The sequence below is a fragment of the Rhodopseudomonas palustris genome, assembly GCF_034479375.1.
GTDB lineage: Bacteria > Pseudomonadota > Alphaproteobacteria > Rhizobiales > Xanthobacteraceae > Rhodopseudomonas > Rhodopseudomonas palustris_M.
Genome location: NZ_CP140155.1, coordinates 3,002,682 through 3,018,528, shown reverse-complemented (window position 1 = coordinate 3,018,528; position 15,847 = coordinate 3,002,682). Strand labels below are relative to the sequence as shown.

Annotated in this window: 14 protein-coding genes; 4 read left to right on the top strand and 10 right to left on the bottom strand. The window is 67.1% G+C overall.

Translation table 11 applies throughout. The annotated features are described in order from the left end of the window. The first annotated feature begins 34 nt into the window (after nucleotides 1-34). On the top strand, nucleotides 35-1,843 hold the full coding sequence (locus SR870_RS13605; RefSeq protein WP_322514089.1) for a chloride channel protein: 1,809 nt from the start codon (nucleotides 35-37) through the stop codon (nucleotides 1,841-1,843). Nucleotides 1,844-1,853: 10 nt separating this feature from the next. Here the strand turns inward: SR870_RS13605 and SR870_RS13600 are convergent, their stop codons facing one another. The 3 genes from SR870_RS13600 to SR870_RS13590 are packed head-to-tail and all read right to left on the bottom strand — an operon-like array spanning nucleotide 1,854 to nucleotide 5,355. After that, nucleotides 1,854-2,576, bottom strand: coding sequence for a GntR family transcriptional regulator (locus tag SR870_RS13600; RefSeq protein WP_322514088.1), 723 nt, complete (start codon nucleotides 2,574-2,576; stop codon nucleotides 1,854-1,856). A gap of 44 nt (nucleotides 2,577-2,620) precedes the next feature. Beyond that, on the bottom strand, nucleotides 2,621-4,216 hold the full coding sequence (locus SR870_RS13595) for a GMC family oxidoreductase (protein WP_322514087.1): 1,596 nt from the start codon (nucleotides 4,214-4,216) through the stop codon (nucleotides 2,621-2,623). 11 nt (nucleotides 4,217-4,227) lie between these two features. Next, nucleotides 4,228-5,355, bottom strand: coding sequence for a mandelate racemase/muconate lactonizing enzyme family protein (locus tag SR870_RS13590; RefSeq protein WP_322514086.1), 1,128 nt, complete (start codon nucleotides 5,353-5,355; stop codon nucleotides 4,228-4,230). 120 nt (nucleotides 5,356-5,475) lie between these two features. On the opposite strand from SR870_RS13590, the gene SR870_RS13585 reads away from it, so the two are divergent. From SR870_RS13585 to SR870_RS13575, 3 genes are read left to right on the top strand one after another with little or no spacing between them, the layout of a single operon-like run. Continuing rightward, the gene (locus SR870_RS13585; RefSeq protein WP_322514085.1) at nucleotides 5,476-6,246 is read left to right on the top strand and encodes an ABC transporter permease; all 771 of its coding nucleotides are present in this window, start codon (nucleotides 5,476-5,478) and stop codon (nucleotides 6,244-6,246) included. Next, the gene (locus SR870_RS13580; RefSeq protein ID WP_322514084.1) at nucleotides 6,243-7,073 is read left to right on the top strand and encodes an ABC transporter ATP-binding protein; all 831 of its coding nucleotides are present in this window, start codon (nucleotides 6,243-6,245) and stop codon (nucleotides 7,071-7,073) included. The genes SR870_RS13585 and SR870_RS13580 overlap by 4 nt, the downstream gene beginning before the upstream one ends. A 31-nt stretch (nucleotides 7,074-7,104) precedes the next feature. Then, nucleotides 7,105-8,094, top strand: coding sequence for an ABC transporter substrate-binding protein (locus tag SR870_RS13575; RefSeq protein ID WP_322514083.1), 990 nt, complete (start codon nucleotides 7,105-7,107; stop codon nucleotides 8,092-8,094). A 126-nt stretch (nucleotides 8,095-8,220) separates the two neighbouring features. Here the strand turns inward: SR870_RS13575 and atzF are convergent, their stop codons facing one another. From atzF to SR870_RS13540, 7 genes are all read right to left on the bottom strand, one after another. Then, nucleotides 8,221-10,020 carry an allophanate hydrolase gene (gene atzF / locus SR870_RS13570; protein WP_322514082.1) on the bottom strand — a complete coding sequence of 600 codons (1,800 nt, stop codon included), beginning with the start codon at nucleotides 10,018-10,020 and terminating at the stop codon, nucleotides 8,221-8,223. Nucleotides 10,021-10,032: 12 nt separating this feature from the next. Then, nucleotides 10,033-10,767, bottom strand: a complete 735-nt coding sequence (locus SR870_RS13565; RefSeq protein WP_322514081.1) for a GntR family transcriptional regulator — start codon at nucleotides 10,765-10,767, stop codon at nucleotides 10,033-10,035. Continuing rightward, the gene (gene hpxZ, locus SR870_RS13560; protein WP_322514080.1) at nucleotides 10,764-11,159 is read right to left on the bottom strand and encodes an oxalurate catabolism protein HpxZ; all 396 of its coding nucleotides are present in this window, start codon (nucleotides 11,157-11,159) and stop codon (nucleotides 10,764-10,766) included. Before hpxZ ends, SR870_RS13565 begins: the two co-directional genes overlap by 4 nt. A 14-nt stretch (nucleotides 11,160-11,173) precedes the next feature. Next, on the bottom strand, nucleotides 11,174-12,565 hold the full coding sequence (locus tag SR870_RS13555) for an AtzE family amidohydrolase (RefSeq protein WP_322514079.1): 1,392 nt from the start codon (nucleotides 12,563-12,565) through the stop codon (nucleotides 11,174-11,176). Between the two features lie 13 nt (nucleotides 12,566-12,578). Beyond that, on the bottom strand, nucleotides 12,579-12,758 hold the full coding sequence (locus SR870_RS13550) for a DUF4089 domain-containing protein (protein ID WP_322514078.1): 180 nt from the start codon (nucleotides 12,756-12,758) through the stop codon (nucleotides 12,579-12,581). 153 nt (nucleotides 12,759-12,911) lie between these two features. Then, entirely contained in the window at nucleotides 12,912-14,753 is a 1,842-nt protein-coding gene (locus tag SR870_RS13545; RefSeq protein WP_322514077.1) for an ABC transporter ATP-binding protein, read from the bottom strand. Between the two features lie 161 nt (nucleotides 14,754-14,914). Beyond that, nucleotides 14,915-15,844, bottom strand: coding sequence for an ABC transporter permease (locus SR870_RS13540; protein WP_322514076.1), 930 nt, complete (start codon nucleotides 15,842-15,844; stop codon nucleotides 14,915-14,917). Between the last annotated feature and the right edge of the window lie 3 nt (nucleotides 15,845-15,847).

Below are 15,847 nucleotides of genomic sequence, written 5' to 3'. Positions count from 1 at the left end.
CCGTCGTGAACAGCCGTTCAGCCCGGATCGCCCGATGAGCGCCGACTCGCGGCTGGATGCCAGACCGGTCGCCCCGGCAGCCTCTTCGTCGGCTTCCCGTCGATGGCTGTTCCCGGCGGGCTTGCGCAACTTCGTCCGCAACCGCGAAATCGGTCTGGTGATCGTGGCGATGGTGATCGGGCTGCTGGCGGGATTGCTGGTCGCGGCGATCTCGATGCTGAGCGAACTCGCGCACGCCGTCCTGTTCGACATCCCGTTCGACAACAAGCTGAGCGCGAGCGGCGTGATTTCATGGCAGCGGACGCTGCTGGTGCCGATCGTCGGGGCGGTCATTCTGGCGCTGATCAGCATCTTCTATGCCGGCCGCTTCAAGGGGCAGCTCGCCGACGCGATCGAGGCCAACGCGTTGTACGGCGGCCGTGTGTCGATGCGCGGCAGCCTGCTGATCTCGATCCAGACGTTGCTGTCCAACGGCTTCGGCGGATCGGTCGGCCTCGAAGCCGGCTACACCCAGATCTGCGCGGCGTTCAGCTCGCATATCGGACAGCGGCTCGCGGCACGCCGCGCCGACATGCGGCTGCTGGTGGCGTGCGGCGCCGCCGGCGCGATCAGCGCCGCGTTCTCGGCGCCGCTGGCCGGCGCGTTCTTCGCCTTCGAGGTCGTGCTCGGCGCCTATACGTCGGCGGCCCTGGTGCCGGTGATCGCCAGCGCCGTGGCGGCGTGGCTGGTGACGCGGCATCTGGCGCATCAGCAGTTTCTGATGGTGCCGGGCGTGCCCTCGCCGGTGTCGGTCGAGATGATCGGCCAGGTCATGGCTGTCGGCATTCTGTGCGCGTTCTTCAGCATCGTGGTGATGCTGGCGGTGGCGTTCGCGGAGCGCGTGATGCAGCGGATCACCTGGCTGCGCGGCGGGCTGCGCCTGGTCGTCGGCGCGACCATGCTCGGCTGTCTCGGCCTGCTGACGCCGACCGTGCTGGGCTCCGGCCACGGCGCGATGCAGATCCTGCTGATCAGCAATCCGACCTGGCTGATGCTGGCGACCACGATCCTGCTGAAGACCGCCGCGTCGGCGATCTCGCTCGGCGCAGGCTTTCGCGGCGGCCTGTTCTTCGCCTCGCTGATGCTCGGGTCGATGATCGGCCAGCTCTACAGCACGGTGCTGAGCGGCCCGTTTCCCGAACTGGCGCTGCAGCCGGGAACGGCGGCGGTCGCCGGCATGGTCGCGCTCGGCACCGGCGTGATCGGCGCGCCGTTCAGCATGGTCTGTCTCGCGCTCGAACTCACCGGCGATTTCTCGATCACGGCGGGCGCCGTCGTCGCCGCGTCGATCAGTGCGATGATCGTGCGCGAATTGTTCGGCTACAGCTTCGCGACTTGGCGCTTTCATCTGCGCGGCGAAGCCATTCGCGGGCCGCAGGACGTCGGCTGGGTCCGGCAGATCAGCGCGGCGACGCTGATGCGGTCCGATTTCGAAACCGCGCAGGCCGGCCTGTCGATCGCCGAGGCGCAGACGCTGTTTCCGCCGGGGCGCATCAAGCAAATCGTGCTGAGGGAAACCGACGGCAGCTATGGCGGCATCGTGGAGGCGCCGGAACTGCACGGGCATGCCCATGCCGAGGATGAGACCCTCGCCACGCTTGCGCATCAGCGCGACGAATTCCTGCTCCCGGACGTCACCGTGCGCGACCTCGTGACCGCGTTCGACCGCAGCGAAGCCGACGTGCTGGTGGTGGTGAACAACGCCGAGGAGCGGGTGACGATCGGCCTCGTCAGCGAGGCGCATGTGCTGCGCACCTTCGCCACCGAGCTCGAGCGGCGCAATCAGGAAGTGTTCTTCCGCTGATCGGATCAGCTCAGGGGCGCAGGTCCATGTCGATCCGGATGAAATCGCCGCGATAGGTGACTTCCGCGAGATAGATCACGCCGTGATCGGCGGTGGTGAACACCCGGCGGACCTCGGCGACCGGCGAGTTCAGAGGCACTTTCAACAGCTTCGCCACTTCGATGTCGGCGGTGCCGATCGTCAGGGTCTGGCGGGCGGTGGCGATCTTGAGCTTGGGCATCTCCGTGATCACCTGGATCACGGTCTGCTTGCGGAATTTCGCCGGGGCGCGCTTGAAGATCTTCTCGTCCAGATAGATCAGGATCACGCAATAGGGTTGGCCATCGCGCGAATGCACCCGGCGCATGAAGACGTAGCGCTCCGCGGCCTTGCCGTCGCCGGGCTGCAGCGGAGCTTCCGTCAGGCTTTCGTTGATGTTGATGATCTGCGGAGATGTGTCGCGATAGACCTCGGCGAGTTCGGTGACCGAGGTCTCGACCTTGAGCCAGCGATCCTGCGTCACCGATCCGGTGATGAAGGTGCCGCGGCCCTGTTGCGCCTCGAGAATGCCGTCCCGCGCCAGCAGATCGACCGCCTGCCGGATCGTCACCCGCGACACGCCGAACTCTTCCGCCAACGCTTCATTCGCCGGCAGCCGCATCCCGCGTGACCAGATCTGGCGCGCGATCCGCTGCCGGAAGATGTCGGCGATCTGCGCGTATTTCGGCACGTGGCTGTCGATGTTCAGGTCCATGCCCCGAGCATGACGATCCGCATCCGGACTGGCGTTGATCTTCCTCATGACGCGATCAGGGCGGCGCCCTTTTCCCCGATCATCAAACTCGCGGCATTGGTATTGGCCGAGGTGATCAGCGGCATCACCGAGGCATCGACCACGCGCAGCCGCTCGACGCCGCGCACGCGCAGGCGCGGATCGACCACCGCGCCGTCGTCCGATCCCATCCGGCAGGTACCGCAGGCGTGGAACACCGTGCCGCCGGTGCTGCGCGCGAACTCCCACAATCCGGCGGCGTCATTGATGGCGGCGCCCGGCACCACGTCCAGATCCCAGCGCTCGCGGAAGGATTTCTGCCGATAGATGTCGCGGAGAATTTCGAGGCCGGCGACGATCGTCTTGCGATCGATGTCACGCTCGAAATAATTCGGCACGATGGTGGGCTGATCGAACGGATCGGTCGAGCGGATCGCCAGATGGCCACGCGATTCGGCGTGGCATTGCCACACCGAGGCGGTGAAGCCCGAGTAGCTGTGCAGCGGTTCGCCCGGCTTGTCGACCGACAGCGGCATCACGTTGAACTGCACGTCGGGCCGGCCCGCCTTTGCGTAGCGCGTGCAGGCTGCGCCGCCGACCTGTCCGGCGCCGGCGGTGAGCGGCCCGTTGCCCGCAAGCAACCATTGCAGGCCCATCCGGGCGAGACCAACCGGACTACGCACCTGATCGTTGAGCGAATGCTTCTGCTTCAGTCGGACGATCATCCGTGCCTGATAATGATCCTGCAGATTTTGCCCGACCTCGGGCGCATCCGCCACGACGTCGATGCCGAGGCCGCGCAGCAGCGGAGCCGGCCCGATGCCGGAGAGCTGCAGCAATTGCGGCGATTGCAGCGCGCCGGCGGACAGGATCACCTCGCGCTCGGCGCGGGCCTGCATGCGCCGGCCGTCTTCGATCCATTCGACGCCGCTCGCGGTGGTGCCGTCGAACAGCACCCGGCTTGCCTGCGCGCGGGTGATCACCGTCAAGTTCTTGCGGTGCCGGATCGGATGCAGGAAGGCCGAGGCGGAGCTGCTGCGCCAACGCTTGCCGATGCCGAGCTGATACGCGCCGACGCCGTAGGTCGTCTCGGCGTTGAAATCCGGATTGCGCGGCAGGCCGTAGTCGACGCCGGCCTGGACCCACGCCGCAGCCGCTTCGCTTCCGGTGCGCAGATCCGAGACTTCGAATTCGCCGAAGCCGCCGTGAAACTGACTGTCGCCGCCGCGATAGCGCTCGTAGCGCCGGAAATACGGCAGCAGGTCGCGATAGTTCCAGCCGGTAGCGCCGAGCCGCTCCCAATCGTCGAAGCCGTCGGCCTGACCGCGAATGAAGATCAGCCCGTTGATCGACGACGACCCGCCGAGCACCCGGCCGCGCGGCCAGACGATGGCGCGGCCGCCGGAGCCTTCGCCGGGCTCGGTGATGAACTTGCGCGAGAAGCGGTCGTCGTAGATCGAGCGATAATAGCCGACCGGCAGCTTCAGCCAGATGTTGCGATCCGACCCGCCGGCCTCGAGCAGCAGCACGCGGCAGGCCGGATCGGCCGACAGCCGATTGGCGACGATGCAGCCCGCGGAGCCGGCGCCGACGATGATGTAGTCGTAACCCTGCGCCCTCATGGCCGTATCCTTCATGCGGTGCGATAGCGTTCGATCGAGGCCAGATCCGGCGCCATGCCGAGCCCCGGGTCTTCGCCGAGCGAGACGCGGCCGTCGACGATCGCGGCGACCGGCCCGGAGAACTCTTCGCGCAGCGGATTGTCGTTGGCGTCGACCTCCAGCAGGCCGTCGCCGCCGATGCCGGCCAGCAGATGCGCCGAAGCGAGCAGGCCGATGCCGCCGCCGAGATAGTGCGGACAGAACCGCTTGCCGGCGGCGAGGATGTCGCGGGCGATCGGGCTGCACGCGGAGAGCCCGCCCCATTTCGCGATGTCGGGCTGGATCACGCCGAGCGTATCGTCGGCCAGGGCCTGTTGAAACGCATCGCGGCTCGCGAAGTTTTCACCGGCGGCGAGCGGCATTCCGGCGACGCGACGGAGCTTCTGCCACTCCGGCCAAGGGCAATCGGCGCGGATCGGTTCCTCCAGCCAGGCGAGGCCATGATCGCGCAGATCCGGCGCGATCTCGCACGCCTGCGGCGGCGTCCATGCCTGATTGGCGTCGGCGGCGAGCATGCCGTCGCCGATCAGCGCGCGCAGCGACGCGAGATTGGCGCGATCGGTCTTCGCGCCGAAGCCGATCTTCAGCTTCAGCGCGCGGTGGCCGCGGGCCAGCGCGGCCTCGGCCAGCCGGCGCGTGCCGGTCGGATTGAGGCCGCTGGCATAGACCTTGATCGTCGCGTTCGCGCCGCCGAGCAACCGCCACAGGGGGGTCTCATTGCGCCGGGCGAAAATATCCCACAGCGCGAGATCGATCCCGGCGATCGCCTGTGCGAACGGGCCCTGCTCGCCGGATTGCAGCGCCAGCACTGAGGTGCGCTGTGTCAACATCGCCCACAGCTCGGAGGGATGTTGCGCCTTGCCGCCGCCGAGCATCGGCGACAGGATCTCGTTGACGATGCGGGTGCGATGTTCCGCGCCGGTGGAGGGAAAATTCGACCACACCTCGCCGAAACCGACCACACCGTCCTCGTCCGTCGCCTTCACGAACACGGCAGGGCGATCGATCATACGGCCGAACGAGGTCACCACCGGCGCCTCGAGCGGATAGCGATAGCACCGCGCCTCGATGCTGCGGACGACAAAAGCCGACGCTGTCATGCGATCATCCGAACTCGGACCCGTTCGACCGGCCCGCCGTCGAGGTCCACTTGTATGGTCATCCTATTCATAGTATGACCTCGCCGCCGGATGATCAACACAGATTGACGCAGGGCTGGGATGGACCGCAACAAGGGCACACGCTTTCTGCTCGCATTGACTCCGTGGATCGGGGTCGTCGCCGTCTGGTACGCGGTGCGCTGGAGTGGTTTCGTCAATCCGGCACTGATCCCGGCGCCGCATCGCGTTGCCGCGAGGTTCGTCGAGCTGCTGTTGAACGAAGGGCTGCTCTGGGACGTTTTCGCCTCGACACGGCGCGTGTTGATCGGCGTTGTTCTCGGAATCTCCGCGGCGGTGCCGGTCGGATTCCTGCTCGGCTGGTATCGCAACGTCCGCACGCTCGCCAATCCAATGATCAATTTCTTCCGCGCGCTGCCCCCGATCGCGCTGATCCCGCTGGTGATCGTGTATTTCGGCGTCGACGAGATCGCCAAGATGGTGATCCTGTTCTACGCCTCGTTCTTCGCCGGGGTGATTGTGATGTACGAAGGGGTGTCGCAGATCACGCCGCTCTATATCCGGGTGGCGCAGACGCTCGGTGCCAGTGAGTGGGAAATCTTCCGTAAGGTCATCATCCCGCTGACCGTGCCGCACATCCTGACCGCGCTGCGGGTCGCGCTCGGCGTCGCCTGGGCGACGCTAGTGGCGTCCGAGCTGATCGCGGCGCAGCGCGGCTTGGGCGCGCTGATCCAGAACGCCTCGACCTATTTCCTGCTCGACGTGATCTATGTCGGCATCATCTGCATCGGCTGTATCGCGCTGATCATGGACACGATCCTGCGTCGATTCAGCGCGCGGCTTCTGGTCTGGCAGGAAAGGGCCTCGGCATGAGCGACCGGATGCCTCTCAAGACCCATCGTGCCCGTTTCGACAACGTCTCGTTGTCGTTCGACACGCCGAAGGGCAGATTGCAGGTCGTCGACAACGTTAGCTACGACATCGACGATGGCGATTTCGTCGCGGTGATCGGCCCATCCGGCTGCGGCAAGACCACCATGATGAGCATGTTGGCCGGGTTCATGAAACCGACCACCGGCAATGTGCTGTTCGACGGCGAGCCGGTGAAGGGACCAGGTCCGGAGCGCGGCGTGATCTTTCAGGAATACGGCGTGTTCCCCTGGCTCACCGTCCGCGAGAACATCGCCTTCGGACTCGGGCTCCAGGCCAATCGGGAATTGGCGGTGGAGCGCGATGCGATCTGCGACCATTATCTGTCGATGATGGGGCTAAGCGATTTCGCCGGCGCGTTTCCGAAACATCTGTCGGGCGGCATGCGGCAGCGGCTTGCGATCGCGCGCGCCTATGCGGTGAAACCGCAATTCCTGTTGATGGACGAGCCGTTCGGCGCGCTCGATGCGCAGACCCGTTCCAACATGCAGAACCTGCTGCTGCAGGTGCTGCACTCCGAGCAGAAAACCGTCATGCTGATCACCCATTCGGTCGAGGAGGCGATCTACATGGCGTCCAAGATCGTGGTGGTGACGGCGCGGCCAGCGCGGATCAAGCAGATCATCGAGGTGCCGTTCGCCTATCCGCGCGAGGAATCGATGCAGGAACGCCCCGAATTCGGCGAGTTGCGCAGCCATATCCGGGATCTGGTGATGAGCGAATACCGTGCGCAGCAGGCGCAGACCTCGAGGGCGTCGTTTTCGGAATAAACAAACAGAATAATCACAGGGAGGATCGATCATGGACCGCAGACAATTTCTGGCCTCGACCGCCGGCCTCGCGCTGAGCGGCCTCGCCGCCCCGGCGATCGCGCAAAGCAGGACCAAGGTGCGGGTCGGCTATCTTCACACCGTTGCGGTCGATGGCCAGATCTGGACCGGCATGGACCGCGGCTCGTTCGAGAAGCAGGGTCTCGATCTCGAATTACGGCAGTTCAACACCGGGCTCGAGATCTTTCAGGCGCTGATCGGCGGCAGCCTCGACGTGCTCGCAACCGGCGCATCGATCGCGAGCTTCCCGGCGCGCGGACAAGGCAAAGTCTTCCTGATGAACGACATCGAGGTGGCGACCGCGCAGCTGTGGGTGCGCCCCGACATGGGCGTCAAGACCTTCGCGGACCTGAAGGGCAAGCGGATCGCCACCACCACCGGCACCACCGCCCACGTTTTCCTCGACCGGGCGCTGCGCGCCAACAAGATCGATCCGAAGGAAGTCGAACTGCTCAACCAGTCGATGCCGTCCGCGGTGACCTCGTTCATCTCCGGCGCAGTGCCGGCGGTGGCGCTGTGGGTGCCGTTCAATATCACGGTGCGCGACAAGTTGCCGGGTGCCATCAAGCTCACCGACGCCTCGGCGTACTATCCGCAGGCCGCGATCATCGGCGGCTGGGTCGCCAGCAACACTTATTACGACGGCAACAAGGAGAGCCTGAGCAAGATCATCAAGGGCTGGGCCGACGCCAACGACTACATCATCGCCAACAGCGACGAGGCCATGCAGGCGCTGCAGAAAAAACACTACAGCCAGGTGCCGCTCGCCGACGTGATGGAGCAGTTCAAGGCGCAAAAAATGTTCTCGTCGCGCGATTGGATCAAGTACTACGCCGACGGCACCGTAGCGAAGTGGCTGCAGCAATCGACCGACTTCTTCATGGCCAATGCCAACGTCAAGGACTTCACGCCCGTGGACAAGTATTTCGACCCGAGCCTGTACCTGAAGGCGATCGGGTGAGGGGAAGCTGTCGCTGGCGAGGCGTCGCTGGTGAAATGAAGTTGCAGTGTGGCGGTGACGGCGAATAGTCGTCGCCGCCGGCAATTTTTGCTCATGATTTGCGGCGCGCCACGCACGATTTGGCGCTCACCCCGCCTTCGCCAGCTCCGCCATATAGGCGCGCCAGCCGCCGAAATGGGTTATGTCGCGGGCGCCGTCGAGCGCGGCGGGCTCGGCGAGGAAGCCCTTGACCTGTGCGCCGTCCGCCAGCGCGATCGTGCCGATCGACAAGGGTTGCGGGATCGCGGCGACGAAGCGCCCGAACGCCGCCGGCGACAGCGACCAGATTTCCAGCGCGATCGCAGCGCCTGCGCCTGCTGCCACGCGCAGCATGCCGGGCTTCGGCGGCACCGTGCCCTTCAGGGCATAGAGCTTGTAGTCCGGTGCGGTCGCGACGGCGCGGACCAGCCGGCCGTCGAGTGCGGTGAGTTCGCCGTTCAGTGCCATGCCGGACAGATGCGCACCGACCACGGCGATATGGATCGCGTCGGCCTGCGCGGGCGCGTCGAGCGCCGCGAGCGGCGGCTGCTTGGTGCCGGTCGCGCCCATCGGCAGCGCAGTGTGGGCGTGGAAGACACGGCCGAGACTGGCGAGATCGGCATCGCGGCCGCCCGGCGCCAGCAGCGTGACGCCGAACGGGATGCCGTCGGCGCGGATCGAAGCCGGGATCGCGAGGCCGCAGAGGTCGAGCAGGTTGACGAAATTGGTGTAGGTGCCGAGCCGGCTGTTCAGCGTGATCGGATCGGCCAGCACCTGCTCGACCGTGTAGGCGGTCGGCGCGGTCGGCAGCACCAGCGCGTCGATCGCCGCGAAGGTCGGACCGGCGAGCTTGCGCAGCGCCTGCAGGCGATACAGCGCCGCGAAAGTGTCGGCCGCGCTGATCGCCTTGCCGCCGAGCGTGATCTGCCGCGTCACCGGATGCACCGCGTCGGGCGTCGCGTCGATCAGCTCGCGGATCGCGAGGTAGCGCTCGGCGACCCACGGGCCGTCATAGAGCAGCCGCGCGGTCTCGTACAAAGGCGCGATGTCGATCTCGATCAGTTCGGCGCCGAGCTTCGTCCAGCGTCGCAGCGCGTCCGCATAGGCCTGCTCCGCGTGCCGATCGCCAAAGAACTGCAACTGATCGGGGCGCGGCACGCCGAGCCGCGGCTTGTCCGGCATCGCCGTCATCGCCGCGACCGGCCGATCGCGCGAATACGGATCGGCGGCGTCGGGGGCGCCCATCACGCGCAGCGCCATCATCGCGTCGTCGACGTTCAGCGCGAACACCGAGATGCAATCGAGCGTGCGGCACGCCGGCACGAGGCCGGTTGTCGAGATCAGGCCGAGGCTCGGCTTCAGCCCGACGATGTTGTTGAGCATCGCCGGGACACGGCCGGAGCCGGCGGTGTCGGTGCCGAGCGACAGCGGCACGAGCCCAGCGCCGACCGCGACCGCCGATCCCGAGCTGGAGCCGCCCGGCACCAGATCGGCGCGCATCGCATTGCGCGGAATGCCGTAGGGCGAGCGCACGCCGACCAGGCCGGTGGCGAACTGATCGAGATTGGTCTTGCCGATGACGATGGCGCCGGCGGCGCGCAGCTTCGCCACCGCGGTGGAATCCTGCGCCGGCTGATATGCGAAAGCCGGACAGGCCGCGGTGGTCGGCAGGCCGGCGACGTCGATATTGTCCTTGACGGCGACCGGCACGCCGTAGAGCGGCAGCGACGGATCCTTGGCGGCGAGCGCCACGGCTTCGGCGACAGCATCCGCCTCGTCGCGCAGCGTGATGAACAGGGCGGGATCGGCATGAGCGCGGATGCGCTGATAGCACCTTGCGATCGTCTGCGCGGGCGTCGAGGTGCCGGCGCGATGCGCGGCGAGAATGTCGGCGATGGTTTCAGTCACACGAGGCTCCAGTCACACCGAGACGGCGTAGATTTCGTATTCGTCGCGCACCAGCGCGATGTGGCCGCGCATCGCGGCCGCGGCGGCGTTGCGGTCGCCGCGCATGATCGCGACCACGACGCGGTCGTGCTCAGCCTGCGATTTCGCCAGGCGCCCGAGATTGCGGAACTGGGCGCGGCGGAACGGCTGCACCCGCACCCGCGTCGCCAGCGTGATTTCGGCGATGTAGTCGTTGTGCGCGCCGGCATAGATCGCGTTGTGGAAACGCTCGTTGACGTCGTGGAAACGCTCCGGATTGCCCTGGTGACTGAGCATCCGCAGTTCGTCGTGGATCGCCTCGAGGTCGCGGCGCTCCAGTGGCGTCATCCGCTCGGCGGCGTAGCCGGCGCACATCGCCTCGAGTTCGGCCATCGCCTCGAACATCCCGCTCAGCCGCTCGAACGACGGCTTCGCCACCACCGCGCCGTGATGCGGCCGCGATTCGACGAGGCCGCTGGTCACCAATTGCCGCAGCGCCTCGCGCACAGGCGTGCGCGACACCTTGAAGCGGTTGGCGATCTCGGTCTCATCGAGCGGCGCCCCGGGCGCCAGCGCGCCGCGCACGATCTCGTCGGCGAGTTGCCGGCGCAACTCCTCGGCGCGCGTGGTCTTGCCGATCACCGCCGCAGGCTGGCCCGGCGCGACCGCGCCGGCGCCCGGTTTGGGCGCGATGATGCGGCGCTCGGTCGGGAGGGAATCGAAGGTCATGAGCCCGGCCGCGGTTCGTCGATGGCGCTGACATGGGCGGCGACGATGCGCCAGCCTTCCGGGAAGCGCACCCAGGTCTGCATCTGGCGGCCGACCTTGCCGGGCGCGCTGTCGCGCGTGAACAGCGTCGAGGCGACCGCCATGTCGCGGCCGTAGGCGGTGATGACGGTGCGCGAGGTCTTGCGCATTAGCCCGACCGGCGAACGCGCCGCGCGAAAACCCTGAATCTCGTCGTAGCCGTAGAGATTCTCGCCGATGCCGTAGCGGATCGTGCGCGGGTGGTTGCGGAACAATTCGCCGAGCGTGGCGACGTCGTTGGTGATCAGTGCGGCTTCGTAGCGGGCGAAGGCTTCGCCGACTTCGGCGAGCACGTCGGGCAGATCGAGTTCCATGTCAAAAGTCCTATTCAGAAGATTTGCGGGCGCGGCGCGCGGGCGACGCCGGCGGTTTCGAGCGCGTGCGCGACGCGCAGCGCGAGGTCTTCGCGCCACGGCGCGGCGATGATCTGGACGCCGATCGGCATCGGCTGCAGCGGGATCGGCACGGCCACGACCGGGAGGCCGATGAACGAGATCGGCTGGGTGTGGATGCCGATATTGGCGCGCACCGGCAGCTCGACGCCGTCGAGCATGAAAGTCTGCTGCCCGAGTTGCGGCGCGACGCAGGGCGTCGCCGGCGCGATGATGATATCCACGTCCCTGAACAGCTCCAGCACGCGGGCGCGATACCAGCGGCGGAATTTCTGGGCGCGGTCGACCAGCGGCGCCGGGATCATCGCGCCGGCGATCAGCCGGTCGCGCACCGCCGGATCGAAATCGTTCGGCCGCTGCCGAAGCCGGTCGAGATGCAGCGACGCGCCCTCGACGGTGGTGATGACGAAGGCCGCGGCGCGGGCGCGCGCGGCTTCCGGCAGCTCCACCGTCTTGCCGATATCGAGGGCCTTCGCAACGCGATCGACGGCTTCACGGGCTTCGGGAAACAAATTGGCCGCGAAGTAACCGCCGGCCCGCGCGATGCGCAGGCCATCGAGTCCTTGCGCAAGCGTGGCGGATACCGGCTCGGGCGGTCGCGTCGTGCAGGCCGCGTCGCCGGCATCCGGCCCCTGCATCGCGTCATAGGCGAGCGCGAGATCTGCTGTGCTGCGCGCGAACGGGCCGAGGTGATCGAAACTCGCGACGAACGGAAACGAGCGGCTGCGCGGCAGCCGGCCGTAGGTCGGCTTCAGCCCGAAGATGCCGCAGAACGACGACGGCACCCGGATCGAGCCGTTGGTATCCGAGCCGAGCGCGAGCGGCACTTCGCCGCCGCCGACCGCGGCGCCGGAGCCGCCGGACGAGCCGCCGGTCATCCGCGTCGGATCGTGCGGATTGCGCGACGGGCCGTCGTGAAAATTCTCGCCGGTGAAGTCGTAGGCGTATTCGCCCATGTTGAGCGCACCGATCAGCACCGCGCCGGCGGCTTCCAGCCGCTCGATCAGGGTGGCGTCGCGTTTCGCCGGCGGATGATCGCGGTTGATCTTCGAGCCGGCGCGGGTCGTCAGGCCCTCGACATCGAACAGGTTCTTCACCGCGAACGGCACGCCCGCGAGCGGCCCGACCTTTTCGCCGCGGGCGAGCGCAGCGTCGATCGCGCGGGCGCGGCTCCTTGCGCGCTCGGCGACGATGTCGGTGAAGGCGTTGAGCACCGGCTCGGCCTCGGCGATCCGCGCCAGCGCCGCCTGGGTGGCGTCGAGCGCGGTCATCGTGCGGTTGGTGACGGCCGCTGCGATCTCCGAAGCGGTCATCCAGTCGGTGGACATATCGGACTTGTGATCAGGCACTGAAGATGCTCGCGGGCTCGGTTTCGTCGGGAAGCGGGAACTCATCGACCTGCCGCGCCAGCCTCAGCGAGACCTCGAGATTGGCACGCACGGCGGGTTTCCAGGCGGGATCGATGGCGAGCCCCAGCGCGGCGGCGACGGAGTCGATGTAGGTGTCGAGGGGATCGGTCAAGGCTTCACCTGTTACGAGCATCGTTTTCGGTTCGTCATTCCGGGGCGCTCGCGCAAGCGAGCGAACCCGGAATCTCGTGTCCATCATCTCGGGATTCCGGGTTCGCGCTTCGCGCGCCCCGGAATGACGTGGAAAGTCGATGGCGGTCAGACATCACGTCACCGGCAGCGGCGGATGCGGGATCGCGGTCAGGAGTTCGCGCGTATAAGCGTCCTTCGGGCTGCCCAGCACCTGTTCGGAGGTTCCCTGCTCGACGATCCGGCCCGCGCGCATCACGATGACACGATCGCACAAGAGGCGCACCACGTTGAGATCGTGCGACACGAACAGATAGCTCATTCCCATCGACTGCTTGAGGTCCTGCAGCAGGTTCAGCACCACCGCCTGCACCGAGACGTCGAGCGCCGCGGTGGGTTCGTCGAGGATGATCAGCTTCGGCTCCAGCGCGATGGCGCGGGCGATGCCGACGCGGGCCTTCTGGCCGCCGGAGAGCTGATGCGGAAAGCGGTCGAGCAGATCGAGCGGCAGGCCGACCTGCTCGGCCAGTTCCTCGCAGCGCGCGCGCAACGCGTCGCGGCCCTTGACGTCGCCGAGCTGCATGATCGGATCGGCGATCGCGCGCGCCGCGGTGAAGCGCGGGTTGAGGCTGTCGGTCGGATCCTGAAACACCATCTGGATCGCCTTGCGCTGCGGCAACCGCGCGAAACGTCCCGGCAGGATGGCGCCGATCTCCTCGCCGTCGAAGGTGATCCGGCCGGAGGTCTGGTCCAGCAGACGCATCACCATCATCGAGGTGGTCGACTTGCCGCAGCCGGATTCACCGACGAGGCCGACGCTCTCGCCATGGCCGACCTGGAAGCTGATGCCGTCGACCGCCCGAAACGCATCCGGCTCGACTGGGGGGCTGCGCGAAAACAGTTTGCCGAGCACGGCGGTCGCGCCCTGGCGCGGATATTCCTTGACGAGTTTGTCGACCACGAGGAGGGGAGCGGACGGCGATGTTGCCTCTGCAGGCGTGCCACTTGCCTCATCGTCACCCCCGGGCTTGACCCGGGGGTTCATCGCCTCGGGAGATGCTATTGACGAAGCGGGATGGATGGCCGGGTCAAGCCCGGCCATGACGGGTGTACTTGTGGTTGGCGCTGTGCCTTGCGCGCGCGCCGCGGTCTGATCATCCTCCGGCAGCAGCTCCCGCAAACTCACGCCCAGCCGCGGCGTCGCGCGCATCAGCTTCTGGGTGTAGGGATGCTGCGGGTTGGCGAAGATATCGGCGGCCAGCGCGGTCTCGACGACGCGGCCCTTCTCCATCACCACGACGCGGTCGCAATAGGCGGCGGCGAGGCCGAGATCGTGGGTGATCAGGATCGTCGACAGGCCACGACTACGCGTGAGTTCGACGATCAGGTCCATCACCGCCTTCTGCGTGGTGACGTCGAGGCCGGTGGTCGGCTCGTCGGCGATCAGCAATTGCGGATTGCAGGCCAGCGCCAGCGCGATCACCACGCGCTGGCACATCCCGCCGGAGAGCTGGAACGGATAGGCGTGGTAGCGCTCGCGCGGCCGGGCGATCTTCACCGCCTCGAGCGCGGCGATCGCCTTCTCGCCGCGATCCGACGAGGTCGATTGCACGTGCTGGCGCAGCACGTCCTCGATCTGGTCGCCGACCTTGCGGATCGGGTTCAGCGCCGCGCGCGGGTTCTGGAAGATCATCGAGATCTCGCGGCCGCGCAGGTCCCGCATCTGGTCTTCGGTCGCGGCCTTGATGTCGATGCCGCCGAACATCACCGAACCCTCGGCGATCCTGCCGGCGCGGTCGAGAATCCGCATCACCGCATAGGAGGTCACCGACTTGCCCGAGCCGCTTTCGCCGACGATCGCCAGCGTCTCGCCCTTGCCGACCGAAATATCGACATGCTGCACCGCCTTGACGATGCCGCGGCGCGTGGCGAATTCGACGGTGAGATCGTGGACGTCGAGGAGGGGTGGGGTGGTCATTGGAATCTCCACATTTTCCATCCGTCACCGCCGGGCTTGACCCGGCGGTCCATCGCTCTTGCTAAGAGTCCTTGCGAGACGGGATGGATGGCCGGGTCAAGCCCGGCCATGACGGCGGCGCGTGGGGCGGCCGGGATGGTCGACAAGCAACTCATCATCGCTCACGTCCTCCGCTGCGGGTCGAAGATGTCGCGCAGGCCGTCGCCGAGCAGGTTGAAGCAGAACACGGCGGTCATCAGCGCGAGGCCGGGGAACAGCGCGATCCACCATTCGCCGGAGACCATGAACGAGGCGCCTTCGGCGACCATGATGCCCCATTCGGCGGTCGGCGGGCGGACGCCGAGGCCGATGAAGGACAGGCCGGCGGCGTTGAGGATGGCGTAGCCCATCGTCAGCGACATCTGCACGATCATGATCGGCATGATGTTCGGCAGGATGTGCACCAGCAGGATGCGCATCTCGCTGTTGCCGGAGAGCCGCGCCGCCATCACGAAGCCGGCCTCGCGCCGCACATTGGCCTCGGCGCGGGCGACGCGGGCGTAGAGCGGGAAGTTGACGATCGCGGTGGCGATGATGATGTTCTGCACGGTGTTGCCGAGCGCCGCGACGATGCCCATCGCCAGCACGAACAGTGGAAACGCCATGATGGTGTCGGCGATGCGGCCGACGATACGGTCGGTCCAGCCGCCGAAGTAACCCGCCGCGATGCCGGCGAGGCCGCCCATCAGGAACACCAGCACGACCGAGGCGACCGCGATGAACAGATCGAGCCGGGTGGCGACGACGACGCGGCTGAAGATGTCGCGGCCGAGCTGGTCGGTGCCGAACCAGTTCGCCGCGGACGGCGGCTTCAGCGCCTGCGCGGTGTTGCTGGCCATCGGGTCGTAGGGCACGACATACGGGCCGAACAGTGCGGCGAACACGATCACCACCAGCAGGCCGAAGGCGAAGGCGGTCACGCGGTTGTCGCCGAGCACGTAGCGGGTGTGGGCGATCATCTCGACGAGGCCGGAGCGCCGCGCCGGTCGCGCGGCCTCTGCGGCCTTTGATGGCGTGGCGGTTTCGTCGATCGGGGGCGCGACGCTGCTCATGTC